The sequence below is a fragment of the Pseudomonas sp. F(2018) genome (genome assembly GCF_005508865.1).
GTDB lineage: Bacteria > Pseudomonadota > Gammaproteobacteria > Pseudomonadales > Pseudomonadaceae > Aquipseudomonas.
On sequence record NZ_SCOM01000001.1, the window covers coordinates 317653 to 343355 of the forward strand.

Below are 25703 nucleotides of genomic sequence, written 5' to 3' on the forward strand. Positions count from 1 at the left end.
TACGATGAGTAAAGAAGTACTGCTGGTTGTTGAGTCGGTATCCAACGAGAAAGGCGTACCGGCCGATGTGATTTTCGAGGCGCTGGAGCTGGCTCTGGCGACGGCGACCAAGAAACGTTTCGACGACGAAGTCGAGCTGCGCGTGGCGATCAACCGCCATAACGGCAGCTATGAGACCTTCCGTCGTTGGGAAGTGGTTGCCGAGGACGATCTGGAAAACCCGGCTGCCCAGCTGACTGTCGAGCAGGCGCAGGAGCGCGAGGCCGGCGCCAAGCTCGGCGATTTTGTCGAGGAGCCGGTCGAGTCCATCGAGTTCGGCCGTATCGCCGCGCAGACCGCTAAGCAGGTCATCGTGCAGAAGGTGCGCGAGGCCGAGCGTGCCCAGGTGGTCGACGCCTATCGCGAGCGCGTTGGCGAGATCATCTCCGGTACCGTGAAGAAGGTTACCCGCGACAGCGTGATCGTCGACCTTGGCAACAACGCGGAAGCGCTGCTGGCCCGCGAAGACATCATTCCGCGCGAGACCTTCCGCGTCGGCGCGCGCATGCGTGCCCTGCTCAAGGAGATCCGCACCGAGAACCGTGGTCCGCAGCTGATCCTGTCGCGCACCGCGCCGCAGATGCTGATCGAGCTGTTCACCATCGAAGTGCCGGAAATCGCCGAAGGCCTGATCGAAGTGATGGCCGCCTCCCGTGACCCGGGTTCGCGCGCCAAGATCGCCGTGCGCTCCAAGGACAAGCGTATCGACCCGCAAGGCGCCTGCATCGGCATGCGCGGTTCGCGCGTCCAGGCCGTCTCCGGCGAGATCGGTGGCGAGCGTGTGGACATCGTGCTGTGGGACGAGAACGTCGCCCAGTTCGTGATCAACGCCATGGCTCCGGCCGAAGTGGCGGCGATCATCGTCGACGAAGATGCCCACGCCATGGACATCGCCGTCGGTGAAGACAACCTGGCCCAGGCCATCGGCCGCGGTGGCCAGAACGTGCGTCTGGCCAGCCAGTTGACCGGCTGGACCCTGAACGTGATGACCGAGGCCGACATCCAGGCCAAGCAGCAGGCCGAGACCGGCGACATCCTGCAGGCCTTCGTCGACGAGCTGGAAGTCGACGAGGAGCTGGCCCAGGTACTGGTCGAGGAAGGCTTCACCAGCCTGGAAGAGATTGCCTACGTGCCGATGGAAGAGATGCTCAGCATCGACGGTTTCGACGAGGACATCGTCAACGAGCTGCGTGCTCGTGCCAAGGACCGTCTGCTGACCAAGGCCATCGCCAACGAAGAGAAGCTGGCCGATGCCCAGCCTGCCGAAGACCTGCTTTCCCTGGAAGGCATGGACAAGACGCTGGCCCAGGAACTGGCGGTGCGTGGCGTAGTTACCCGCGAAGACCTGGCCGAGCAGTCGATCGACGACCTGCTCGACATCGACGGCATGCAAGAAGAGCGTGCCGGCAAGCTGATCATGGCCGCCCGAGCCCATTGGTTCGAGTAAGCGGTTGCGGCCTGAGGAGAGAGATGCATGACGCAAGTCACGGTGAAAGAACTGGCCCAAGTGGTCGATACACCAGTGGAGCGACTGCTGCAGCAGATGCGTGAGGCGGGTTTGCCTCACACCAGTGCCGAGCAAGTGGTGACCGACAACGAGAAGCAGGCCCTGCTGGCGCACCTGAAAGGCAGCCACGGCGAGAAGCTGGAAGAGCCGCGCAAGATCACCCTGCAGCGCAAGACCACCACCACCCTGAAGGTTGCCGGTAGCAAGACCATCAGCGTGGAAGTGCGCAAGAAGAAGACCTACGTCAAGCGCAGCCCGGCCGAGATCGAAGCCGAGAAGCAGCGTGAGCTGGAAGAGCAGCGCGCCGCTGAAGAGGCTGTGCGTCTGAAGGCCGAGGAAGAGGCGCGCAAGCAGGCCGAAGCGGCCGCCAGCAAGCCGCAGGCTGCTGCTCCGGCCGCAGCCGAAGCGCCTGTGGACGTTGCCCCGATCGTGGCTGCCGCCGCCGCTGCCGAACCTACTGTTGCCGTCGAGCGCAAGAAGGAAGAGCCGCGTCGCGTCGAGAAAGACAAACCGGCCCGCAGCGACGACGACGAGCGTCGCGACCGCAAGCATGCCCAGCACCGTCCTTCCCTCAAGGAGAAGGAAAAGGCGCCGGCTCCGCGTGTCGCTCCGCGCAGCACCGACGAAGAAGTCGACGATTACCGCCGTCGCGGTGGTCGGATGAAGCCGAAGAAGCGTAACCAGCACGGGTTCCAGAGCCCGACAGGACCTATTGTGCGCGAAGTAGCGATCGGCGAGACCATTACCGTTGGCGACCTGGCTGCCCAGATGTCGGTCAAGGGTGCCGAAGTGGTCAAGTTCATGTTCAAGATGGGCTCCCCGGTGACCATCAACCAGGTCCTGGACCAGGAGACCGCTCAGCTGGTCGCCGAGGAAATGGGCCACAAGGTCAAGCTGGTCAGCGAGAACGCGCTCGAAGAGCAGCTGGCCGAGTCGCTGAGGTTCGAAGGCGAGGCTTTCTCCCGTGCACCGGTAGTGACCGTGATGGGCCACGTCGACCACGGCAAGACCTCTCTGCTCGACTACATCCGTCGTGCCAAGGTAGCCGCTGGCGAGGCCGGTGGTATCACCCAGCACATCGGTGCCTACCACGTGGAAACCGACCGCGGCATGGTCACCTTCCTCGATACCCCGGGCCACGCCGCGTTCACCGCGATGCGTGCCCGCGGTGCCAAGGCCACCGACATCGTCATTCTGGTCGTCGCGGCCGATGACGGTGTGATGCCGCAGACCCAGGAAGCCGTGCAGCACGCGAAAGCGGCTGGCGTGCCGATCGTGGTCGCAATTAACAAGATGGACAAGCCCGACGCCAACCCGGACAACATCAAGAACGGCCTGGCCGCGCTGGATGTGATTCCGGAAGAGTGGGGCGGCGATGCTCCGTTCGTAGGTGTTTCGGCCAAGGCTGGTACCGGCGTCGACGAGCTGCTCGAAGCCGTACTGCTGCAGGCCGAGGTTCTCGAGCTGAAAGCCACTCCGTCGGCTCCTGGCCGTGGTGTGGTGGTCGAATCGCGTCTGGACAAGGGCCGCGGCCCGGTAGCCACCGTGCTGGTCCAGGACGGTACCCTGCGCCAGGGCGACATGGTTCTGTGCGGCGTCAACTATGGCCGCGTGCGTGCCATGCTCGACGAGAACGGCCAGCCGATCAAGGAAGCCGGTCCGTCGATTCCGGTCGAGATTCTCGGCCTGGACGGCACCCCGGATGCCGGTGACGACCTGACCGTGGTAGCCGACGAGAAGAAGGCCCGCGAAGTCGCTCTGTTCCGTCAGGGCAAGTTCCGCGAAGTGAAGCTGGCCCGTGCTCACGCCGGCAAGCTGGAAAACATCTTCGAGAACATGGGCCAGGAAGAGAAGAAGACGCTCAACATCGTCCTCAAATCCGACGTCCGTGGCTCCCTCGAGGCGCTGCAAGGTTCGCTCAGCGGCCTGGGCAACGACGAAGTCCAGGTTCGCGTGGTCGGTGGCGGTGTCGGTGGTATCACCGAGTCCGATGCCAACCTGGCGCTGGCTTCCAACGCGGTGCTGTTCGGCTTCAACGTGCGTGCCGATGCCGGTGCGCGCAAGATCGTCGAGGCCGAAGGCCTGGACATGCGTTACTACAACGTGATCTACGACATCATCGAAGACGTCAAGAAGGCCCTGACCGGCATGCTCGGCAGCGATGTTCGCGAGAACATCCTGGGTACCGCCGAAGTGCGTGACGTGTTCCGTTCGCCGAAGTTCGGCGCCGTCGCCGGCTGCATGGTCATCGAGGGCACCGTCTATCGCAACCGTCCGATTCGCGTACTGCGCGAAGACGTGGTGATCTTCGAAGGCGAGCTGGAATCCCTGCGCCGCTTCAAGGACGACGTCGCCGAAGTGCGTAACGGCATGGAGTGCGGTATCGCCGTGAAGAGCTACAACGACGTCAAGGTCGGGGACAAGATCGAAGTGTTCGAGAAGGTCCAGGTGGCTCGTACCCTGTAAGGGACGGCCCGCAACACCGGACGCCCGGCCCCGCATCAGCGCGGCCGGGCGTTTGCCGCTTGTGAACCCGCTGACAGCGTCGCGGGTGAGGTAGGAAGAAATGGCAAAAGTGTATAGCCGTACCCAGCGTATCGGCGATCAGATCCAGCGCGAGCTGGCGCAGATGATTCCGCGCGAGGTCAAGGACCCGCGCCTGGGCTTCGTCACCATCACCGCCGTCGACGTCAGTCGCGACGTCGGCCACGCCAAGGTGTTCATCACCGTGATGGGCGAGAACGATGCGGAGAAGATCAAGCAGAACGTGCGTGTGCTCAACGATGCCGCCGGCTACCTGCGCATGCTGCTGGGCAAGGCGATGAAGCTGCGCAGCGTGCCGCAGCTGCATTTCCACTACGACGAGAGCATCTCCCGTGGTACGCACCTGTCGGCGCTGATCGATCGTGCGGTGTCCGAAGACAGCAAGCATCAGGACGACTGAGCGTGGCCCAGGTAAAACGTATCCGCCGCAATGTCAGTGGCATCCTGATTCTCGACAAGCCGCATGGCATGAGCTCCAACCAGGCCCTGCAGAAGGTGCGCTGGTTGCTCAATGCCGAGAAGGCCGGTCACACCGGTAGCCTCGATCCACTGGCCACCGGCGTGCTGCCGCTGTGCTTCGGCGAAGCCACCAAGTTCTCCCAGTATCTGCTGGATGCCGACAAGGGCTACGAGACCCTGGCTCAGCTCGGCGTGACCACCACCACCGGCGATGCCGAGGGGGATGTGCTCGAGCGCCGCGAGGTGACCGTCGGTCGGGATGACGTGGAGGCGCAGCTGCCGCGTTTCCGTGGTGAAATCAAACAGATACCGCCGATGTACTCCGCCCTGAAGAAGGACGGCCAGCCGCTGTACAAGCTGGCGCGTGCCGGTGAGGTAGTGGAGCGCGAGGCGCGATCTGTTACTATCGCGCGCTTGGATTTGCTGGCCCTGGATAATGCGCAGTTGCGCCTGTCCGTGGCCTGCAGCAAAGGCACCTATATCCGTACCCTGGTGGAGGATCTAGGTCGCGGGCTGGGCTGTGGTGCCCACGTCGCCGAGTTGCGGCGTACCCAGGCCGGGCCGTTCAGCCTGGCGCAGACGGTGACGCTGGAAGAGCTGGAGCGGGTGCACGCGGAAGGTGGCAACGAGGCGCTGGATCGCTTCCTGCTGCCATCGGACAGCGGCCTGGAGCACTGGCCCCTGCTGCAGTTCAGCGAGCACAGCGCCTATTACTGGCTGCATGGCCAGCCGGTACGCGCTCCGGAAGCGCCGAAGTTCGGCATGGTCCGGGTGCAGGATCACAACGGCCGCTTCATCGGTATCGGTGAAGTGAGCGAAGACGGGCGCATCGCGCCGAAGCGATTGATCTCTACCGCTACTTGATAGCGCTAGAGGCTCCGGGCTCCGGCCCAGGGCAACTGATTCGGTCGAATGACCGGAACCGCGGGCGGACTCGTTCACTCGCGGCCAAGAGGGTGGCTGTCAACAGGCGCGGTCATTCCTCCATTTAAAACACGGGAGTCGCTCCCGGCCTGTTCACTCTAGGAGCCCATTACCATGGCACTGAGCGTTGAAGAAAAAGCCCAGATCGTTAACGACTACAAGCAAGCTGAAGGCGATACCGGTTCTCCGGAAGTGCAGGTTGCCCTGCTGACCGCCAACATCAACAAGCTGCAGGACCACTTCAAGGCCAACGGCAAAGACCACCACTCGCGTCGTGGCCTGATCCGCATGGTTAACCAGCGCCGCAAGCTGCTGGACTACCTGAAGGGTAAGGACACCAGTCGTTACAGCGCCCTCATCGGTCGCCTGGGTCTGCGTCGCTAAGACGTACACCTGAAGTGAGAAGCTGGAAGCTCGGGGTTGCGGGACGGTTGATACCGGCCAGCGGCTTCGGTCTTCCAGCTTCTGGCTTTCTACAGAACGGAATTTGAAACCCGTTCAAAAACCGGCTCCACCGAGCCGAGTTCTGAACAGGTTTCAGGGGCAGCAGGCCCCTGTTGCAGCAGTTTCCCCCAAGGCAACAAAGAGAAGGAAAATACCGTGACTCCGGTTATTAAAAAGTTCCAGTTCGGTCAGTCGACCGTCACCCTCGAAACCGGGCGCATTGCCCGTCAGGCCTCCGGTGCCGTTCTGGTCACCGTGGACAACGATGTCAGCGTGCTGTGCACCGTGGTTGGCGCCAAGCAAGCCGACCCGGGCAAGGGCTTCTTCCCGCTGTCCGTGCACTACCAGGAAAAAACCTACGCCGCCGGCAAGATCCCTGGCGGCTTCTTCAAGCGTGAAGCGCGTCCTTCCGAGAAAGAGACCCTGACCTCGCGCCTGATCGACCGTCCGATCCGTCCGCTGTTCCCGGAAGGCTTCCTCAACGAAGTGCAGGTCATCTGCACCGTGGTCTCCACCAGCAAGAAGACCGATCCGGACATCGCCGCGATGATCGGCACCTCGGCCGCCCTGGCCATCTCCGGCATCCCGTTCGACGGCCCGATCGGCGCCGCACGCGTTGCCTTCCACCCGGAAACCGGCTACCTGCTGAACCCGACTTACGAGCAGCTCAAGGCCTCCAGCCTGGACATGGTCGTGGCCGGTACCAAAGACGCCGTGCTGATGGTCGAATCCGAGGCCAAAGAGCTGACCGAAGACCAGATGCTGGGCGCCGTACTGTTCGCCCATGACGAGTTCCAGGCCGTGATCAAGGCCGTTGGCGAACTGGCTGCCGAAACCGGCAAGCCACGCTGGAACTGGACCGCTCCGGCCGAGAACACCGCTCTGCTCAGCGCCATCAAGGCCGAGTTCGGCGAGGCCATCTCCCAGGCCTACACCATCACCATCAAGCAGGACCGCTACAACCGTCTGGACGAGCTGCGCGACCAGGTCGTTGCCAAGTTCTCCGGTGAAGAAGGCCAGCCGTCCTCCGGCGAAGTCAAAGACGCCTTCGGCCTGATCGAATACCGCACCGTGCGCGAGAACATCGTCAACGGCAAACCGCGTATCGACGGTCGCGACACTCGCACCGTACGTGGCCTGAACATCGAAGTCGGCGTGCTCGACAAGACCCACGGCTCGGCCCTGTTCACCCGTGGCGAAACCCAAGCCCTGGTGGTTGCCACCCTCGGCACCGCCCGTGACGCGCAGCTGCTCGACACCCTGGAAGGCGAGAAAAAAGATCCTTTCATGCTGCACTACAACTTCCCGCCCTACTCGGTCGGCGAGTGTGGTCGCATGGGCGCCACCGGCCGCCGCGAAATCGGCCACGGTCGTCTGGCCCGTCGTGGCGTAGCCGCCATGCTGCCGGCTGCCGACGAGTTCCCGTACACCATCCGTATCGTCTCGGAAATCACCGAGTCCAACGGTTCGTCCTCGATGGCTTCGGTCTGCGGCGCTTCCCTGGCCCTGATGGACGCCGGCGTGCCGATGAAGGCGCCGGTGGCCGGTATCGCCATGGGTCTGGTCAAGGAAGGCGACAAGTTTGCCGTACTGACCGACATCCTCGGTGACGAAGACCACCTGGGCGACATGGACTTCAAGGTTGCCGGTACCGCCAATGGCGTGACCGCGCTGCAGATGGACATCAAGATCCAGGGCATCACCGAAGAGATCATGGAGATCGCCCTGAATCAGGCCCTGGAAGCTCGCCTGAACATCCTCGGCCAGATGAACAAGGTCATCGCCCAGTCGCGCACCGAGCTGTCGGCCAACGCCCCGACCATGATCGCGATGAAGATCGACCAGGACAAGATCCGCGACGTCATCGGCAAGGGCGGCGCCACCATCCGTGGTATCTGCGAAGAGACCAAGGCCTCGATCGACATCGAAGACGACGGCTCGATCAAGATCTTCGGCGAAACCAAGGAAGCTGCCGAGGCCGCGCGTCAGCGCGTTCTGGGTATCACCGCGGAAGCCGAGATCGGCAAGATCTATGTCGGCAAGGTCGAGCGCATCGTCGACTTCGGCGCCTTCGTCAACATCCTGCCGGGCAAGGACGGTCTGGTGCACATCTCCATGCTGAGCGACGCTCGCGTGGAGAAGGTCACCGACGTGCTGAAGGAAGGTCAGGAAGTCGAAGTGCTGGTACTGGACGTCGACAACCGCGGCCGCATCAAGCTGTCCATCAAGGACGTTGCCGCTGCCAAGGCTTCGGGCGTTTAAGTCCAGGTCAGGCGGTAGAGAGGAGGGCCCCATGCGGGCCCTCTTTTTTTTGCCCACGATTTGCCCCGACAATGGCGCTTTCCGCAGTACCCAACAAGGACGTCTGGCGATGGAAATCACTCACTGCCGCTATCATCCCGCCCAGCCCGCGACCTGGCATTGCTCACCTTGCCAGCGTGACTATGGCGACTGCTGCGTTCCGCTGAATGCCGACGCACCGGAGCTGGAGCCGCAATGTCCGCTGTGCGGCGGCAAGCTGCGCTTCCTCGGCGCGGCCAACACCGCGCAACCGTTCTGGCAGCGCATTCCCGCGTTCTTCCGCTATGGCCTGCAGCCCGGCCCGTTGGCCTTTGCCGCCGCGCTATGCCTGGCCAGCCTGTTCATGCCGGCCTGGAAGCTGCTGTGGCTGGCATTGTTCTGCGTGGCCACCAAGTACCTGCAGAGCGTGATCGAGAGTGCCAGCCAGGGCACGCGCGAGGCTCCGTCCCTGCTCAGCGCCTTCGACGGCGAAGGCTTCAGCCTGTTCTGGCGGGTGCTGGTGATCTTCTTCCTGTCCTTCGCCGTGGTCTGGCTGGCGGCGGACTTCGACAGCGAGGCGCTGTTCTGGACGGCCACCCTGGGCGTACAACTGCTGATCCCGGCCAGCCTGATCCGCTTGGCGCTGGACAAGACCCTGGGTGCCGCACTGAGCCCCGATCAGGTCGGTTCGGTGATCCAGGCCATGGGCTGGCGCTATCTGATTCTCTGGGTCTTTCTGTTCATCCTCTGGCAGTCGCCGGACTGGGTCATCTACATGCTGTCCAAGGGCTTGCCCGAGGTGGTGCTGATCCCCGTCGCTGCGCTGCTGTTCGGTTATTTCAGTGTGGTGATGTGCGCCATGATGGGCTACGCCGTATTCCAGTATCAGGGCGCCCTGGGATACGTGGCGGTGGATGACCAGGCGCCGAGCGGCTTTCCTGCCGAGGAGTACCGTCGTCGCCGCGCCCTCGCCGATGCCGAGGTGCGCTTGAAGGAAGGGCAGAGTGGCCATGCCCTGGAGGTGCTGGCCAAGGCGCTGGACGTGGCGCCCAATGACCTCAAGCTCAACGAGCGCTTCCATCAGCTGCTGTTCGGTCTCGATGCGCGCGAGCGCTGCCTGCGCCATCTGGCGCATTACCTGCCGTTGGTGGCACGCCTGAATCCGGCTCAGGCTGCCACGGCGTTGCTGAATGCCCGCCAGCTGAAGCCCGACTATCTGCCGGACGATGCCCAGGTCTGCGAGCGCGTGGCGGAGGCCCTGCTGCAGCGGCACAAGACTCGCGAAGGGCTGAGCCTGCTGCGCAATCTGCATCAGCGTTTCCCTGACTATCCGCATATTCCACGGGCGTATCTGCTGGCCGCCCGCGGTTTTGCCGAGGGGTTGGGGCAGCTGGAGCCGGCGCAGAAGCTGCTGGGCTTCATTCGTGCCCGCTATCCGCAATCCCCCCTGTTGGGAGAGGTGGCCGGCCTGGAGGCCATCATCGCCCAGTTGGCGGCACGGGCATAACGCCAGGTATTGCAATCTGCACGGCTTATTCTCGCGGTTTCGGCATTTTGCATGCCCCGTTTGGCTTCTTGTTATTTCAAGTTATTGAAAATTAAGGAATTATTTTCGAAGAAAAACTGGCATAGCGCTTGCGATATCTCTCCCTGCAAGCGCAGCCAGGAGTTGGCTGCGAATACTTCCGAAGCAATCAGGAGTAGATCGCTATGAAACAGCCTTTCAACAAGTGGACCCTTGCCGCTCTTACCGCCGCTGTCATCGGCATGCCGCTGAGCAATGCGGCCTTCGCCGACGAGCCTCTGCAACTGGCCGCCAGTGAAACCGTCAACGAGGCGGAAGAAGCGGTTACCGATACCTGGATCACCAGCAAGGTGAAAGCCAGCTTCCTGGCTGACGACAGCATCAGCGGCCTGGATATCAAGGTGGAAACCAACGAAGGCGTGGTCTCGCTGTCCGGTGTGGTGCCGACCGATGCCGAGCGTGATTTGGCGGTGGAGAAAGCCAAGGCGATCAAGGGCGTGACTTCCGTATCCGCCGATGGCCTGAAATCTACCGAATAACCCACAGCGCTGCCGGCATGGCCGGCAGTGCCCCATGGGAGGAAACGCCATGAACTCCGATGTGATCAAAGGCAAATGGAAACAGCTCTCCGGCCGTATTCAGGAGCGCTGGGGCAATTTGACTAATGACGACCTGGATATCGTCGAAGGTCATAGCGAGTATCTGGAAGGCAAGCTGCAGGAGCGTTACGGCTGGACCAAGGAGCGGGCGCAACAGGAAGTGCGCGACTTCAGCAGCAAGCTGTAGCAGCCGTTTGCCATAAAAAAGCCCCGAATTCGGGGCTTTTTTATGGGCTCAGCGCGCCAGATTCTGTTGATAGAAACTCAGCTGCTGGGTCTGCTCCGCCTCGGGGAAGGCCTTGCGCAGATACTGAGCCAGTTCGCTTACCGCTCGCAGGTCCCGGCGCTGCCCCAGTTGCTTGGCCAGCTGCAAGGTCAGCGGCGGCAATTGCTGGAGGGGTTGCGGCATCTGGCTGAGCCGCCGCCATGCAGTCAGACCGTGAGGGCCTTCGCCAATGCGGATCAGCTTCTGCAGCAGGTGCAATTGCACGGTGGGATGTCCCAGCAGCTGGCGGTGCGTTTCGCTGCTATCACCGGCCATGCGCAGCAGCAGTGGCCTGGCTTCGGGAGTGTCCGGCAGGGCGAACAGCTGCTTGAGTACTTGAGTCAGCAGCGCCTTGTCCTGGCGCCCACAGGCCACGGCATAGAGCCGCTCGAGCAGCGCGAGGCGGCCGGGATAGCGGGTCAGCAGATCGGGGCCGCGGATAGCGGCCTGGGGCAGGGCGAACTGGCCGATAAGCTGATCCAGCGCCGCCAGTTCGCGCTTGAAGGGCGCGTCCGGGTCTTCCTTGAGCAGATAGGCTTCGTCCATCTGCAGGCGGCCGCTGAGTCGCGCCAGCCACACGGTGAGGAAACCCGCGCCGAGGCCGCCGAGGTGGGCGTAATAGTTGACGTGATCGTCCGCCGCCAGCAGGCCGTAGAGTTCCTTGCCCATCCAGACCGGCAGTATCCACAGGGCCGGTGCCTTGAAGTAGCCGATCAGCGGGCCCAGCCAGTAGAAGAAGTTGATTCGGCGCAGGCCATACACGCCGATGTACATGCCCATCAGCCCCGAGATGGCTCCCGAAGCCCCCACGCCGGTGACCCACACCGGATCCAGCGCCCACCACAGCAGGTGCGAGGCGAGGCCGCTGAGCAGGTACAGTCCCAGATAGACCCAGCGCCCCAGGGCGATCTCCAGGGCGAAGCCGAAGATGAACAGGAACAGCATGTTGCCCAGCAGGTGGTCGAAGCTGCCATGCAGGAACATGGCCCCGAACAGCCCCTCGAGGGTGAATTGCGCCGGAATGAAGCCGAAGCGGAATGTGCTGAGCTGGTTGCGCGCCTCTTCGGCCCTGGCGCGTGCCGCCTGCCAGGCTTGATCGGCGCGGAAGTCGCTGCGCTGGTGCAGTGTGTGCTCGAACTGCAGGTCGTGCAGTATCCACCCGGCCAGCTCCTGGCGGCGCATATGGTCGATATATTCACGCTGCTCATCGTCCAGCTTTTCCCGCTGGGCGATGTCCTCGAGGAACAGTGCGCGCTCGCGGCCCAGCAGGCCGCCGTCGAGATAGCTCTGCACCGCCACCTCGCGGCGAGCTTCGTCACTGCCCTGGTAGGCGAAGTAGATCAGGGTGTTGAGCAGAATCAGCAGCAGCGTGATGACTGGCGGGCGCTTCCAGTCCAGCGGGTGCTCGGCGGGGATGATCAGCATGGATTACGTCCTTGTCGCTGCTAACTAGCCCCCTCGTTTGCTGTCGATGCGAGTAAGAACCCCGCTCTCGATTAACAGAAAATATTGCATCCCGCCTTCCGGTGTGTAGACCCACTCTTCCTGCGGGACCTCAATGTTCTGGCGCTCGCTGACTACGTAGCCGACGACGGCTTTGCTGATGGGTTCTCCGCACTTGCTCAGCACTTCGACGCTGCGGTCGCCGGTACTGGCGAGGCCCTTGGCACAACGTAGCGAGGCCGCATGGCTGTTGGCGCTGAAAGCGATCAGCAGACTGCCAAGCAGTAGAGTTTCCCTTTTCATGAAAATCATCCTTGTTGAGTGGCTATCGTCAGTTTTTGCGCTTGCTCTCGATCTTGATCAGGCGGTTGCCTTCCAGACGGAGAAAATAATACATGCCGTTCTTTGGTCCGTAGACCCATTCCTCGATGGGTACTTCGTTGACGAAGCCATAATAATCAATCACCTCCCGATAGCCGAGAAAGTCTCGGCTGGCAGGCTCTCCGCACTTGGCCTCTATCTCACTGGCCAGATCCTGAGTGCTGATCAGCTTGCTGCCGCAGCGCAGGGTCGAGCTGGCTTCTGCTGCGTTGGCCAGCAACAGGCAGAGGGCGAGAGTAGCGAGTTTGTGCATCGATGATTCCTGGCGGCGAACTTCACCTCGGTGGGCCAATTGTCAGTCGGCGCGTTTGGTTTCGATACGGGTCAGGCGATTGCCCTGAAACGTGAGGATATTGAGCATGCCGTTGCTCGGTCCATAGACCCACTCTTCGATGACCAGCTCGCGGTCGCCATAGACGCCGCCGGTGTACCCCACCAGATCTCGATGGTCCGGCTCGCCGCATTTGCGCTCTACCTCAAAAGCGCGGTCACCCTCGTTAACCAGTTTGCTGCCGCAGCGCAACGTGCCTGCCTCGGCGAGACCGCAGGCCAGCAGCATGGCAGCAGCTAGCAATTTCCTGTGCATTACAGACTCCCCAGGTGCAGCGCGGTAGCCACGTTCTCTCCCGCCTGGCCCTGAGCCAGGCTTACGTCGAGCAGATAGATGCGCTGGTCTTCCAGGCCGCCGCGCTCCACCAGATAGTCCTTGATGCTGGCCGCTCGGGCCTGGCCGAGTTGGCGCAGCAGCAGTTCGCTCTTGGACCACGACTCCAGCACGGCGTTGCGCATCTTCGCCGTGCGCTCTTCGTCCGGCAGCTCCTTCCATTCTGCGGGAGGCTGCTGCTTCAGGCGGGTGCGGTAGATGCCTTCCAACAGCACCGCCTTGTCGTCCTCGTTCACCACCAGCAGCTCGGGCTCGGCCGGTACCTGGTCGCCGTTGCGCTGCAGCATCTTGTACTGGGTGCTCTGGTATTCGCGCTCCAGGCGTTGCACGGCCAGCAGCGGACCATCGCTGGCTTCGGCACTCATGCCTTCCACTTCCAGGCGCAGCACCGGACGCTCCTTGAGCGCGGCAGCCAGGGTATCCAGGGATTTCTGCGCGGCGCCGTCCAGCTCGCTGCTGCCCGCGGCGAACTGCACCTGGCTGAGGTCGGCCTCGCCACCACCGACCAGGCCGGCGATGAACTTGAACGGTGCCTGGGCGGCGCGCAGCACCAGATTGCGCATGGTCTGCCAGACGATGGGCATGACGCTGAACTGCGGGTCGTTGAGATTGCCCTGCACCGGCAGCTGGATATCGATATTGCCCTTGGTGTCCTTGAGCAGGGCCACGGCCAGGCGGATCGGCAGGTCCACGGCGTCCTTGCTGTCGACCTTCTCGCCCAGCTGCAGGTCCTCCAGCAGCAGCTTGTTCTCGGCGTTCAGCTGGCCCTTCTCGATCTGGTAGTGCAGGTCCAGGTTGAGGCGGCCCTTCTTGATGCGGTAGCCGGCGAACTTGCCGGAGTAGGGGGTGAGGGTGGTCAGCTCGACGTTCTTGAAGCTGGTGGCGATATCCAGGCTGTTCATCGGGTCGAACGGCGTCAGCCCGCCCTTGATGGTGACCGGCGCGTACTTGTCGACCTTGCCCTTGATATCGACGCTGGCGGTCTTCGGGCTCTGGTTGTCCAGGGTGCCGATCTGGCCATTGAGTTGCTGGATGGCGGTGGCGAAGTTGGGGGTCAGGCTGAAATCGGCGAAGTTGGCCGAGCCATCCTTGATGTTCACTCCGCCGATGCGGATCGGCAGTTGTTTGCCGGCGGGCGCCGGCTTGGCCTTCGGGTCGGCGGGCTGAGCGATGACCAGGTCGTTGATATTGGTGGTCAGGTCCTCGTTGATGATGAAGCGCGCATAAGGCTGCTGCAGATTGACCTGGCCGATCACCAGGCCCTGTTCGTGCTGATAGTCCAGCCCCTCCACCACCAGTTGCTGCCACTTGAGGAAGTCGCGGTCCTTGAGGGTATCCAGAGTATGCAGTTGGTTGACCTCGGCGCGGCCGCCGATGCTGAAGGCCAGCGGATCGACGCTCTTCAGGTTCACGGCCAGGTCGCTGCCGAGCAGGCCGCTGCGCAGCTCCAGGCGGACGAAGGGGCTGATATAGGACTGGGCCAGGCGCAGATCGATGTCACGGGTGACCAGCTGCAGTTTGGCGGTGGTCGGCTGTAGCTGGACCTGGCCATCGGCCTTGATCTGCCCGCGCTTGTTCACCCCGGTATCGAGCTTGAGGGCGAAGGGCGAGGTGCCCAGGCTGTCGAAGTCCTTGAGATCGAGATGGAACGGGGCCAGGTCGAGCTTGACCTCCTGGGCGCCTGCGGCGCGGTCGGCCAGGTGGATCTGGTAGTCGCGCAGCTGCACATCGCGCAGCAGCACCTGCCAGGGCTTGGCCGGCTCTTCCGGTTTTTTCGGCTCTGCCGGAGCTGCGGCGCTGGCGGTTTGTTGAGAAGCATTCGGTGCGGCTGTTGCGGGCGTAGAGCCTGCACCACCCTCGTTCGGAGCCGGAGCCGGAGCCGGAGCCGGAGCCGGAGCTTCGGGAACGGCGGCGGGCGTCTGCGGGGCAGCAGGTGTGGCTGCCGGAGCAGGCTTGCTATGGCTGGCGAACAGCTTCTGCCAGTCCAGCTGGCCGTCCTTCTCGCGGGCCGCCCAGGTTTCCAGCTTGTGGCTGCGAATCTTGCCGATCACCACCTGCTGCTTGGCCAGATCCAGGCTGGTGTCGCTGACGTCCAGGCGCTCCAGGCGAGCCAGCGGCTTGTCCTCGGGGCTCTTGATGGCGAAGCTGGAGAGCGCCGCGCTGACATTGCTCAGCTGCAGCTCGGTGCCCTTGGCCAGGTTCAGCGAGTACTCGGCGCTGAGGTCGAGCACGCCGTCTTCCAATACCAGTGGCACGGCATCGCGCACATAGGGCCACACGCCCTTGAGCTTGCCGTCGGTGATCTTGAGCTGACCCTTGGAGGTGATCGGGGTGAGGCTGACCTGGCCCTGCCAGTCGATGCGTCCGCCGCGCGGGCCGATGGCGATCATCTGCATGTCGGCGTTGTCGTCGGGCAACGTGCTGAGGTTGGTCAGCTCCAGATTCAGCGAGTCGTAGATGAACTCCACCGGCTCGCTGGGGCGCAGGTCCTCGAAGTGCAGGCCGTTCTCGATCAGGGCGATGCGGCCGATACGCAGCGGGAAGGGCTCGCTCGGCTCCTCCGCTGCGGGCTTCTCTTCGCTGGGCGGCAGCTGGAACAGGCCGGTCAGGTTGAGCTTGCCGTCCTTGGCGAACAGCACCTCGGTATGCGCCTTCTCCAGCTCGATGTCGGCCAGGTGCAGGGCGCCGCTCCACAGGCTGTCGACCTGCAGGTTGGCGTACAGGCGCTGGAAGGCGACCTGCGGCTTGGCCGGCTCGCCGATATGCAGGCCCCAGAGCTGCAGCTCCAGGCTGAAGGGGTTGAGCTCGATGCGCTCCAGGCGCGCCGGCACGGTGGCCAATTGGGCCAGTTGCTGGTTGGCCACCCGCAGCGCTATACCGGGCAGGATCAGGAAGCCGAGCAGGCTATACAGGCCGAATGCAATCGCGAGCGCGTAGGCGGCGCGTTTCAATCCTTTGGGCATGGTGCGGCACATCTTCCAGGCTAAGACGCCAGGAGTATGGCATGGGCCGTCACGCTTTGTGGGCCAGCACTGTGCCCTTGTGACCGACTTAGAAGCGCAGCACCAGGGTCTTCAGTGGTGGTTGGCCGTCGCGCGAGGGGAAGTCGGCAGCGGGGACGATCTGCTCGCACTCGCGCACCGGGCGCCCTAGTTTCTCGGCGCAGCGCAGCACCTGCGGGCGCCAGTCGTCCATCGCCACTTTCGCCAGGTTGTTGCAGCAGATCAGCACGCCATCCTCGGCGGTGGCGAGGATCGCCGGCTTGAGCAGGCTCTGGTAGTCGCGCAGCAGGTCGACGGTGCCGAAGGCGCTCTTGGCCCAGGCCGGCGGGTCGAGCAGTACCAGGTCGAACTGGCGCTGTTCCAGGCGCGGATAGCTCGGCAACTTCTGCCCGCGGCGGGAGGCGATGGGCAGCCCGGCCAACTGGCGGATGGCGGGGAAGTAGTCGGATTGCACGAAGTCCATCGCCAGGCCCGGATTGAGCGCCACGTTCTCGCGGCCTACTGCCAGATTGCCCTCGGCGAAGTCCAGGTTGAGCACCTCGCGCGCGCCACCGGCCGCGGCGCACAGGCCGACGCCGCAGGTATAGGCGAACAGGTTGAGCACGCTCTTGCCGGCGCTGTGGCGCTTCACCCAGCCGCGTGCTTCGCGCAGGTCGAGGAACAGCAGCGGGTCCTGGCCCGGATGGCGCCCGCGTACCCGGTAATTCAGCCCCCATTCCCGGCCGACCATATCTTCCAGCGCCTCGGGAGTGGCCTGGTACACCGGGTCGCGCCGGTCTACGCGCGAGTTGCCACCGGAACGGTCGTTGTAGACCAGTTGCAGTTCGACGCCGAGGCGCCCGTTGATAGTGGTGTGCAGGTCGAGTAGTGCATCGAGCTCCAGTGGCTGATGGAAGCTCTGCACCATCAGTTGCGGGCCATAGCGGTCGACGGTGAGGCCGGGTGCGCCTTCCTGGCTGCCATGGAACAGCCGGTAGCAGTCGGTCTGCTGCTGGTGCAGTTCGGCCAGCAATGGCTGGCGGGCATCGAGGGCGGCGGAGAGCGCCTGGTCGAGAGAAGACATGCGCGGCGTCTCGAAGCGGGAGGGCGCGCAGTTTACCAAGAAAAACGCCGGCTCTCGGCCGGCGTTACTCCATGCTCAGTCGCGCACAGCGCTCGTAGTCGCAAGGAGGCGGTGCGCAGACAGTAGACCGCCTACGGCAAGCGCCGCCGACACCGCGAATGCGAGTGATGGGCGTAACGTTAGCGTTCGATGGCCAGGGCTACACCCTGCCCACCGCCGATGCACAGGGTGGCCAGGCCCTTCTTGGCATCGCGCTTGATCATCTCGTGCAGCAGGGTCACCAGCACGCGGCAGCCGGAGGCGCCGATGGGGTGGCCGAGGGCGATGGCGCCGCCATTGACGTTGACCTTGGCCGCATCCCAACCCAGCTCCTTGCCGACCGACAGGGCCTGGGCGGCGAAGGCTTCGTTGGCCTCGATCAGGTCGAGGTCGGCCAGTTGCCAGCCGGCTTTCTCCAGGCAGCGCTTGGTGGCGGAGACCGGGCCGATGCCCATGATTGCCGGGTCGACGCCGGCGTTGGCGTAGGAAGCAATCCTGGCCAGCACTGGCAGGCCCAGGGACTTGGCCTTGTCGGCACTCATCAGCAACACGGCGGCGGCGCCGTCGTTGAGGCTGGAGGCGTTGCCGGCGGTGACGCTGCCGTCCTTCTTGAACGCCGGTTTGAGGCCGGCCAGGCTTTCTGCGGTGGTGCCGGCGCGCGGCTGCTCATCTTTGGCGAAGCTGACCGGGTCACCCTTGCGCGAGGGGATCAGGATCGGGGTGATCTCGTCATTGAAGCGGCCGGCCTCGATGGCGGCCACGGCTTTCTGCTGCGAGGCGGCGGCGAAGGCGTCCTGCTGCTCGCGGCTGATGCCGTACTTGTCCACCAGGTTCTCGGCGGTGATGCCCATGTGGTAGTCGTTGAAGGCGTCCCACAGGCCGTCCTGGATCATGGTGTCGATCAGCTTGCCGTGGCCCATGCGCTGGCCGGTGCGGGCGGCGGGCATGACGTAGGGCGCCAGGCTCATGTTCTCCATGCCGCCGGCGATGATCACCTCGGCGTCGCCGCAGCGAATTGCCTGGGCACCTAGGTGCAGGGCCTTGAGGCCGGAGCCGCAGACCTTGTTCAGGGTCAGCGCCGGCACGGCATTCGGCAGACCGGCCTTGATCGAGGCCTGGCGCGCGGTGTTCTGCCCGGCGCCGGCGGTCAGCACGTGGCCGAGGATCACCTCGTCGACTTCGCTGCCGTTGAGGCCGGTCTGTTCCAGCAGGCGCTTGATCACCGCGGCGCCCAGGTCGACGGCGGGTACGCCGGCCAGGGAGCCCTGGAAGCTGCCGATGGCGGTGCGGGTGGCGGCGACGATGACGACTTCTTGCATGACGGGCTCCTCGAAATCGGGTGCGCGCACGTTGGGCGCGACGGGGGCGCTATGGTGGCATAGCCGATTCGACCCCGGCCAGTGCCGGAGCCGACCGCTCAGTCGCGCGGCGGCAGGCCCAGGCGCCGGCGCGCGCGATGCACCGCGGCGCCACGCACGGCCCAGCGCAGCGTCGGCGCCAGGCTGTTCACCCCGGCGCGAATCGCCCGGCTGCGGGCGGCGCCGATTGGTGTGTCGAGCATGGCCTGTGCCCAGTCCGGCAGCAGATCGAAGCCGGCCTGCATCAACAGCTTGCCCACCGTCACGGCCAGGGCGCTGGGCGCCGGCGCGCCCTGCAGGACGCGCAGGATCTCCCGCGAGCGCTCGTCACACAGCAGCTGCGGGCGCACGCCATCGAGGTAGGCGGCGACTTCGGCGCGCGAGCGCGGCACATTCTCGGCGCCCAGGCGTTCGGCGATCAGCGCGACCTCGGCGTAGTAGCGGTCCTGGTCGGCCTCGCTGAGCTGGGGGTTGCAGTAGCGCAGGTGGGCGGCGAGGAAGCTCGACACTTCGGCCACGTGCACCCAGGTCAGCAGCGCCGGGTCGCTGGCCGCGTAGGGCCTGCCATCCGGCGCGGTGCCGACCACCTTGAGATGGATGGTGCGCACCTTGTCGATCAGCCACTCGGCATCGCGGGTCGCGCCGAAGGTGGTGCCGGAGATGAACTGGCCGGTGCGGCGCAGGCGGCCGATCAGGTCTTCGCGGAAATTCGAGTGGTCCCACACGCCGGCCAGGGCGAGAGGATGCAGGGCCTGTAGCAGCAGGGCGCTGATGCCGCCGACCATCATGCTGGTGAAGTCGCCATGCACGCGCCAGCACACCGCGTCTGGGCCGAACAGGCCGGGATCGCCTTGGGGCTGGCTGAAGTCGATCTGGCCGAGAACGATGCCACTGAGGCTGAGGACCTGCTGCTCGATGCGGCGGCGGAGGAATTCCATGGTGATTTCGGTTATCGGCGGTGTTGCTGGTGAGACCCCTAGCCCCTCTCCCGGAGGGAGAGGGGCTAGGGGGGGGCGCGTGGGGTTACCCGCCCTACGGAGGAGGGTTACTGGTTGAGGCGCTGCTCGATCAGGCTGTCCACTACCGACGGATCGGCCAGGGTCGAGGTGTCGCCCATGTTGTCCAGTTCGTTGCAGGCGATCTTGCGCAGGATGCGGCGCATGATCTTGCCTGAGCGGGTCTTGGGCAGGCCCGGCGCCCACTGGATCAGCTCCGGCTTGGCGAAGCTGCCGATCTCCTTGCCGACCAGGGCCAGCAACTCCTTCTTCAGCTCGTCGGAAGGCTCCAGGCCCTTCATGGTGGTGACGAAGGCGTAGATGCTCTGGCCCTTGAGATCGTGCGGATAGCCGACCACGGCGGCCTCGGCCACGGCGTCGTGCAGCACCAGGGCGCTCTCCACTTCGGCAGTGCCGATGCGGTGGCCGGAGACGTTGATCACATCATCGACGCGGCCGGTGATCCACCAGTAGCCGTCCTCGTCGCGGCGCGCGCCGTCGCCGGTGAAGTAGTAGCCGGGGTAGGGCTTGAAGTAGGTGTCGATCATCCGCTGGTGGTCGCCGTAGACGCTGCGGATCTGGCTCGGCCAGCTGGCCTTGATCGCCAGTACTCCGGCACCGGGGCCGTCGATTTCCTTGCCCTGCTCATCGAGCAGCACCGGCTGCACGCCGAAGAACGGCCGGGTCGCCGAGCCGGGTTTCAGGTCGGTGGCGCCGGGCAGCGGGGTGATCAGGATCGAGCCGGTTTCGGTCTGCCACCAGGTGTCGACGATCGGGCAGCGTTGCTCGCCGACCACGTTGTAGTACCACTCCCAGGCCTCGGGGTTGATCGGCTCGCCCACCGAGCCGAGCAGGCGCAGGCTGCTGCGGTCGGTGGTCTTGACCGCGGCCTCGCCCTCGCGCATCAGCGCGCGCAGGGCGGTCGGCGCGGTGTAGAAGATATTCACCTGATGCTTGTCGATCACCTGCCAGAAGCGCGAGGCATCCGGGTAGTTGGGTACGCCCTCGAACATCAGGGTGGTGGCGCCGTTGGCCAGCGGGCCGTAGACGATGTAGCTGTGCCCGGTGACCCAGCCGACGTCGGCGGTGCACCAGTAGATGTCGCCCTCGTGGTAGTCGAACACGTACTTGTGGGTCATCGCCGCGCCCAGCAGGTAGCCGCCGGTGGTGTGCAGCACGCCCTTGGGTTTGCCGGTGCTGCCGGAGGTGTAGAGGATGAACAGCGGGTCCTCGGCATCCATCGGCTCGGCCGGGCAGTCGGCGCTGGCCTCCTTGAGCGCCTGGTGGTACCAGAGGTCGCGGCCATCGACCCAGGCGATCTCGCCCTGGGTGCGCTCGACCACCAGCACGGTGCTGACGTTCGGGCAGCTCTGCAGGGCCTTGTCGACGTTGTTCTTCAGCGGGATGTACTTGCCGCCGCGCACGCCCTCGTCGGCGGTGATCACGGTGCGGCAGTCGGCATCGAGGATGCGGTCGCGCAGGGCATCCGGGGAGAAGCCGCCGAACACCACCGAATGGATGGCGCCGATGCGCGTGCAGGCCAGCATGGCGTAGGCCGCCTCCGGCACCATGGGCATGTAGATGCACACCCGGTCGCCCTTCTTCACCCCGCGGCTCTTCAGCACGTTGGCCAGGCGGCTAACGTGGTGGTGCAGCTTGTTGTAGGTGATATGTGCCGACTCTGCCGGGTTGTCGCCTTCCCAGATGATGGCGATCTGTTCGCCGCGCTTTTCCAGGTGGCGGTCGATGCAGTTGTAGGCGACGTTGAGCTGGCCGCCCTTGAACCACTGCGCCTCGCCCTTGGCCAGGTCGCTGTGGTGCAGCTGATCCCAGGGCTTGAACCAGTGCAGGAACTGCTTGGCCTGTTCGCTCCAGAACTCTTCCGGCTGCTCGACGGACTGGCGGTAGAGGCGCTGATAGGCCTCGTTGTCCAGGTACGCACGCTGGCGAACCGCATCCTTGACCGGGTGAAGGCTGATTTCGAACATGGCGGGGTCCTTGTCTTATTGTTGAGCCACGATGCCGGCTAGGGTGTACCAAGCACCTGCTCGGTTCAAGCCTCGGCGTTCAGGCGCTGTGCGCGCGAGCACGCAGGTCGCCCCTTCAGGTTCGGCAATCGCCCGGGGAGGCAGTTCCGGGCTGGCCGGCGGCGCTAACGATAGCAGTGCGAGGGAATGCCGGCATGGCGGCGGGGAAACAGTCGCCGGGCATTGCGCCCGGCGACTGGCGGGTGCGCTTCAGCCGCGGTGACGACCGCGGAAGAAGTCGATCAGGCCCTGAGTCGAGGCGTCCTCGGCCGGCGCCGCATCCCAGGCGGTGAGGCGCTGGTAGACGCCCTTGCCGAGGTCCTTGCCCAGCTCCACGCCCCACTGGTCGAAGGCGTTGATGCCCCAGATCACGCTCTGCACGAACACCTTGTGCTCGTACATGGCCACCAGCGCGCCGAGGCGGCGCGGGCTGATGCGTTCCAGCACCAGGGTGTTGCTCGGGCGGTTGCCCGGGATCACCTTGTGCGGCGCCAGGCGCTGCACCTCGTCCTCGCTCAGGCCCTTGGCGCGCAGCTCGGCCTCGGCCTCGTTGCGGCACTTGCCGAGCATCAGCGCCTGGCTCTGCGACAGGCAGTTGGCATACAGCCACTGATGGTGGTCGGCCACCGGGTTGTAGCTGACCACCGGCACGATGAAGTCCGCCGGGATCAGCGGGGTGCCTTGGTGCAGCAGCTGGTGGTAGGCGTGCTGGCCGTTGCAGCCGACGCCGCCCCAGATCACCGGGCCGGTCTCGACGCTCACCGGGCTGCCGTCCTGGCGCACGCTCTTGCCGTTGGACTCCATGTCCAGCTGCTGCAGGTGCTTGGTGATGTTCCGCAGGTAGTGGTCGTACGGCAGGATGGCGTGGCTCTGGGCGCCCCAGAAGTTGCCGTACCAGACGCCGAGCAAGGCCAGCAGCACGGGCATGTTCTTGTCGAAGCTGGTGCTGCGGAAATGGTTGTCCATGCTGTAGGCGCCGGACAGCAACTCCTTGAAGTTGGACATGCCGATGGCCAGGGCGATCGGCAGGCCGATGGCCGACCACAGCGAGTAGCGCCCGCCGACCCAGTCCCACATCGGGAAGATGTTTTTCTCGCGGATGCCGAACTCGATGGCCGCCTGGTTGTTGCTGGTGACCGCGATGAAGTGGCGATACAGCTTCTCCTCGGTACCGCCACGGGCCAGGTACCAGGAGCGGGCGGCCTGGGCGTTCTTCAGGGTTTCCAGGGTGCCGAAGGATTTCGACGAGACGATGAACAGGGTGGTCTCGGCGTTCAGCTTGGCGGCCAGTTCATGGAACTCGCTGCCGTCGATATTGGCCAGATAATGGCAGCGCACGCCGTGCTGGGTGAACGGCAGCAGCGCCTCGGACACCAGCTGCGGGCCGAGGAAGGAGCCGCCGATGCCGATGTTGACCACGTCGGTGATGGTCTTCTCGCTGTAGCCGCGCCACAGGTTGCTGTGGATGCGCCCGACTATGTCGGTCATCTGGTTGAGCACGCGGTGCACATCCGGCATCACGTTGGCGCCGTCGACCATGACGCAGTCGCCGATGGGGCGGCGCAGGGCGGTGTGCAGGGCAGGGCGGCCTTCCGAGGAGTTGACGTGTTCGCCGTTGAACAGGGCCTCGATGGCCTCCTGCAGGCCGGCTTCCCTGGCTAGGTTGACCAGCAGCGTGCGGGTCTCCTCGCTGAGCAGGTTCTTCGAGTAGTCGAGGAAGATGCCGCTGGTGCTCATGGAGAAGCGCTCGAAACGCTTGGCGTCGCTGGCGAAGGCGTCGCGCATGCTGAAGTCCTGCATGGCCTGGCGGTGTTGGCGCAGGGCCTGCCAGGCGGGCAGGGTGGTGACATCGAGCGGTTGCTGGTAGTACGCCATGGGCGGCAATTTCCTTGTTATGCGGCGTTTCGGGCATTAAAAAGCCCGGAGATTCCGGGCTTGGAGTGTAGCGGGACGCGACTCGTTCAGGCGACTTGTACGGGAATCGCGTTGCTGGTGTGGCTCAGCTCGCCGTCGGCACCCATGTACAGCACGCGCGGCTGGAAGTTGGCCAGCTCGGCCTCGCTGTAGTGGGCGTAGGCGCAGATGATCACGCGATGACCGACGCCGGCCTTGTGCGCGGCCGCGCCGTTGACCGAGATGATCTTCGAGCCTTCCTCGCCACGGATGGCGTAGGTGGTGAAGCGTTCGCCGTTGTCGATGTTGTAGATCTGGATCTGCTCGTACTCGCGAATGCCGGACAGGTCCAGCCACTCGCCGTCGATGGCGCAGGAGCCTTCATAGTCGAGCACCGCATGGGTGACGATGGCGCGGTGCAGCTTGGCCTTGAGCATGATGGCGTGCATGACTATTTCCCTCTCGGAATACGGCGGCGGCAGAGTGTGCCCGAACCCCCGAAGGGGTTCAAGACCAGGCGATGTGCGGGTTACAGCTCGAGCGTCAGGTTATCGATCAGGCGCGTGTTGCCCATGAAGGCGGCGCCCAGGATCACCAGTTGCGTATCGTCTGCCTGGGCCGGACGCAGGCTCAGCGCCTCGCGAATCTCCAGGTAGTCGGGGCGGAAGCCGGCGCTGGCCAGGCTGGCCTGGCCGCGCTCGATCAGCTGGGCGAACTGACGGTCGCCATTGCGAATGGCTTCGGCCAGCTGCTGCAGGGTGCGGTGGAGGGCCGGGGCCTGGGCGCGCTGCTCGGTGCTCAGGTAGCCGTTGCGCGAGGACAGAGCCAGGCCGTCCTCGGCGCGCACGGTCGGCTCGCCGATGATCTGCACCGGCATGTTCAGGTCGCGCACCAGGGTGCGGATCACCGCCAGTTGCTGGAAGTCCTTCTCGCCGAACACTGCGAGGTCAGGCTGGACCATGTTGAACAGCTTGGTCACCACCGTGGCCACGCCCTCGAAGTGACCGGGGCGGCTGGCGCCACACAGGCCCTCGGAGACGCCGGGCACGCCGACGCGGGTCTGGCCTTCCTGGCCGTGGGGATACATCTCCTCCACATCGGGGTGGAACAGCAGGTGGCAACCGGCGGCGACCAGCTTGTCCTGGTCGGCGGCCAGGGTGCGCGGGTATTTGGCCAGGTCTTCGTTGGGGCCGAACTGCAGCGGGTTGACGAAGATGCTGGCGACCACGAAGTCGGCGCGCTGGCCAGCCTTCTCCACCAGGGCCACGTGGCCCTCATGCAGGTTGCCCATGGTCGGCACGAAGGCGATGCGCTTGCCCTCGCCCCGCGCGCGCGCCACGGCGGCGCGCAGTTCCAGTACGGTCTTGACGGTGTTCATGCGGAGAATCCGTGTTCCTCGGCGGGGAAGCTGACGTCCTTCACTGCGCGGACATAGGCGGCGAAAGCGGCCTGGACGCTGGGCTGACCTTCCATGAAGTTCTTCACGAACTTCGGTGCGCGGCCGGTCAGCGACAGGCCGAGCATGTCGTGCATCACCAGCACTTGGCCGTCGGTGGCCGAACCTGCGCCGATACCGATCACCGGGATCTTTACCGACTGGCTGATTTCGGCGGCCAGTTCGCTGGGCACGCACTCGAGCAGCAGCATGGCGGCGCCGGCCTGTTCCAGGGCCATGGCGTCGGCGCGCAGCTGGCGGGCGGCGGCATCGCCACGGCCCTGCACTTTATAACCGCCGAACACGTTGACCGCCTGCGGCGTCAGGCCCAGGTGGGCGCAGACCGGCACGCCGCGCTCGGCCAGCTGGCGGATCGGCTCGGCCAGCCAGCTCGCGCCTTCCAGCTTGATCATGTGGGCGCCGGCCTGCATCAGCGCGGCGCTGCTGGCGAAGGTCTGTTCCAGGGTGGCGTAGGCCATGAACGGCAGGTCGGCGAGGATCAGCGCGCCCTGGTTGCCGCGCTTCACGGCGGCGGTGTGGTAGGCCATGTCGGCCAGCGACACCGGCAGTGTGCTGTCGTGGCCCTGCAGGACCATACCCAGGGAGTCTCCCACCAGCAGCACTTCCACACCGGCCTGGCAGGCTGCCTGGGCGAAGGTGGCGTCGTAGGCGGTGAGCATGGCGATCTTCTCGCCCTTCTGCTTCAGGCCCAGCAGGGTGCTTACGGTTACATCAGGCATTGGAGATTCCTCATCAGCGGGCCGGATTACGGCACTTGTGGCGCCTGCTCTCGGCCTCTTGGACGGCGCTCTCTGCA

At 64.7% G+C, this 25703-nt stretch carries 22 protein-coding genes; 9 read left to right on the top strand and 13 right to left on the bottom strand.

What is annotated here, in order from left to right; all coding sequences use genetic code 11:
- The first annotated feature begins 4 nt into the window (after positions 1-4).
- The 9 genes from nusA to FFS62_RS01485 all read left to right on the top strand — a co-directional run bounded on the left by nusA (position 5) and on the right by FFS62_RS01485 (position 10508).
- Complete coding sequence (nusA, locus tag FFS62_RS01445) at positions 5-1486, top strand: transcription termination factor NusA (RefSeq protein WP_137971036.1); 1482 nt, start codon at positions 5-7, stop codon at positions 1484-1486.
- Positions 1487-1513: 27 nt separating this feature from the next.
- Positions 1514-4012, top strand: coding sequence for a translation initiation factor IF-2 (gene infB, locus FFS62_RS01450; RefSeq protein ID WP_137971037.1), 2499 nt, complete (start codon positions 1514-1516; stop codon positions 4010-4012).
- A 100-nt stretch (positions 4013-4112) separates the two neighbouring features.
- Positions 4113-4490 carry a 30S ribosome-binding factor RbfA gene (gene rbfA, locus FFS62_RS01455; protein WP_137971038.1) on the top strand — a complete coding sequence of 126 codons (378 nt, stop codon included), beginning with the start codon at positions 4113-4115 and terminating at the stop codon, positions 4488-4490.
- Between the two features lie 2 nt (positions 4491-4492).
- The gene (gene truB, locus FFS62_RS01460; protein ID WP_137971039.1) at positions 4493-5413 is read left to right on the top strand and encodes a tRNA pseudouridine(55) synthase TruB; all 921 of its coding nucleotides are present in this window, start codon (positions 4493-4495) and stop codon (positions 5411-5413) included.
- Between the two features lie 174 nt (positions 5414-5587).
- Positions 5588-5857 carry a 30S ribosomal protein S15 gene (gene rpsO, locus FFS62_RS01465; protein ID WP_021700421.1) on the top strand — a complete coding sequence of 90 codons (270 nt, stop codon included), beginning with the start codon at positions 5588-5590 and terminating at the stop codon, positions 5855-5857.
- Between the two features lie 216 nt (positions 5858-6073).
- Entirely contained in the window at positions 6074-8179 is a 2106-nt protein-coding gene (gene pnp / locus FFS62_RS01470) for a polyribonucleotide nucleotidyltransferase (protein WP_137971040.1), read from the top strand.
- A gap of 109 nt (positions 8180-8288) precedes the next feature.
- Positions 8289-9704, top strand: coding sequence for a DUF4013 domain-containing protein (locus tag FFS62_RS01475; protein WP_137971041.1), 1416 nt, complete (start codon positions 8289-8291; stop codon positions 9702-9704).
- A gap of 203 nt (positions 9705-9907) precedes the next feature.
- Complete coding sequence (locus tag FFS62_RS01480; RefSeq protein WP_137971042.1) at positions 9908-10261, top strand: BON domain-containing protein; 354 nt, start codon at positions 9908-9910, stop codon at positions 10259-10261.
- Between the two features lie 49 nt (positions 10262-10310).
- Positions 10311-10508, top strand: a complete 198-nt coding sequence (locus FFS62_RS01485) for a CsbD family protein (RefSeq protein ID WP_043308795.1) — start codon at positions 10311-10313, stop codon at positions 10506-10508.
- A 48-nt stretch (positions 10509-10556) separates the two neighbouring features.
- Here the strand turns inward: FFS62_RS01485 and FFS62_RS01490 are convergent, their stop codons facing one another.
- The 13 genes from FFS62_RS01490 to panB all read right to left on the bottom strand — a co-directional run bounded on the left by FFS62_RS01490 (position 10557) and on the right by panB (position 25626).
- Complete coding sequence (locus FFS62_RS01490; protein WP_137971043.1) at positions 10557-12011, bottom strand: rhomboid family intramembrane serine protease; 1455 nt, start codon at positions 12009-12011, stop codon at positions 10557-10559.
- A gap of 24 nt (positions 12012-12035) precedes the next feature.
- Positions 12036-12332, bottom strand: coding sequence for a DUF2845 domain-containing protein (locus FFS62_RS01495; protein WP_137971044.1), 297 nt, complete (start codon positions 12330-12332; stop codon positions 12036-12038).
- Between the two features lie 28 nt (positions 12333-12360).
- Positions 12361-12663, bottom strand: coding sequence for a DUF2845 domain-containing protein (locus FFS62_RS01500; protein ID WP_137971045.1), 303 nt, complete (start codon positions 12661-12663; stop codon positions 12361-12363).
- Between the two features lie 42 nt (positions 12664-12705).
- Complete coding sequence (locus FFS62_RS01505) at positions 12706-12996, bottom strand: DUF2845 domain-containing protein (protein ID WP_137971046.1); 291 nt, start codon at positions 12994-12996, stop codon at positions 12706-12708.
- Positions 12996-16037 carry a DUF748 domain-containing protein gene (locus FFS62_RS01510; RefSeq protein ID WP_137971047.1) on the bottom strand — a complete coding sequence of 1014 codons (3042 nt, stop codon included), beginning with the start codon at positions 16035-16037 and terminating at the stop codon, positions 12996-12998. Before FFS62_RS01510 ends, FFS62_RS01505 begins: the two co-directional genes overlap by 1 nt.
- An 88-nt stretch (positions 16038-16125) precedes the next feature.
- A complete protein-coding gene (locus tag FFS62_RS01515) occupies positions 16126-17139 on the bottom strand; it encodes a class I SAM-dependent rRNA methyltransferase (protein ID WP_137971048.1) in 1014 nt (337 codons plus the stop codon).
- A 179-nt stretch (positions 17140-17318) separates the two neighbouring features.
- Positions 17319-18497: an acetyl-CoA C-acetyltransferase gene (locus FFS62_RS01520; protein ID WP_137971049.1), complete on the bottom strand. Its 1179-nt coding sequence runs from the start codon at positions 18495-18497 to the stop codon at positions 17319-17321.
- Between the two features lie 98 nt (positions 18498-18595).
- Positions 18596-19474, bottom strand: coding sequence for an oxygenase MpaB family protein (locus FFS62_RS01525; protein ID WP_137971050.1), 879 nt, complete (start codon positions 19472-19474; stop codon positions 18596-18598).
- Between the two features lie 107 nt (positions 19475-19581).
- Positions 19582-21519 (bottom strand): acetate--CoA ligase, encoded by a 1938-nt coding sequence (acs, locus tag FFS62_RS01530; RefSeq protein WP_137971051.1) that lies wholly within the window; start codon positions 21517-21519, stop codon positions 19582-19584.
- 249 nt (positions 21520-21768) lie between these two features.
- A complete protein-coding gene (pgi, locus tag FFS62_RS01535) occupies positions 21769-23433 on the bottom strand; it encodes a glucose-6-phosphate isomerase (RefSeq protein ID WP_137971052.1) in 1665 nt (554 codons plus the stop codon).
- 86 nt (positions 23434-23519) lie between these two features.
- Complete coding sequence (panD, locus tag FFS62_RS01540) at positions 23520-23900, bottom strand: aspartate 1-decarboxylase (protein WP_137971053.1); 381 nt, start codon at positions 23898-23900, stop codon at positions 23520-23522.
- Positions 23901-23980: 80 nt separating this feature from the next.
- Complete coding sequence (gene panC / locus FFS62_RS01545; RefSeq protein WP_137971054.1) at positions 23981-24829, bottom strand: pantoate--beta-alanine ligase; 849 nt, start codon at positions 24827-24829, stop codon at positions 23981-23983.
- Positions 24826-25626: a 3-methyl-2-oxobutanoate hydroxymethyltransferase gene (gene panB / locus FFS62_RS01550; RefSeq protein WP_137971055.1), complete on the bottom strand. Its 801-nt coding sequence runs from the start codon at positions 25624-25626 to the stop codon at positions 24826-24828. Before panB ends, panC begins: the two co-directional genes overlap by 4 nt.
- Positions 25627-25703 lie beyond the last annotated feature (77 nt).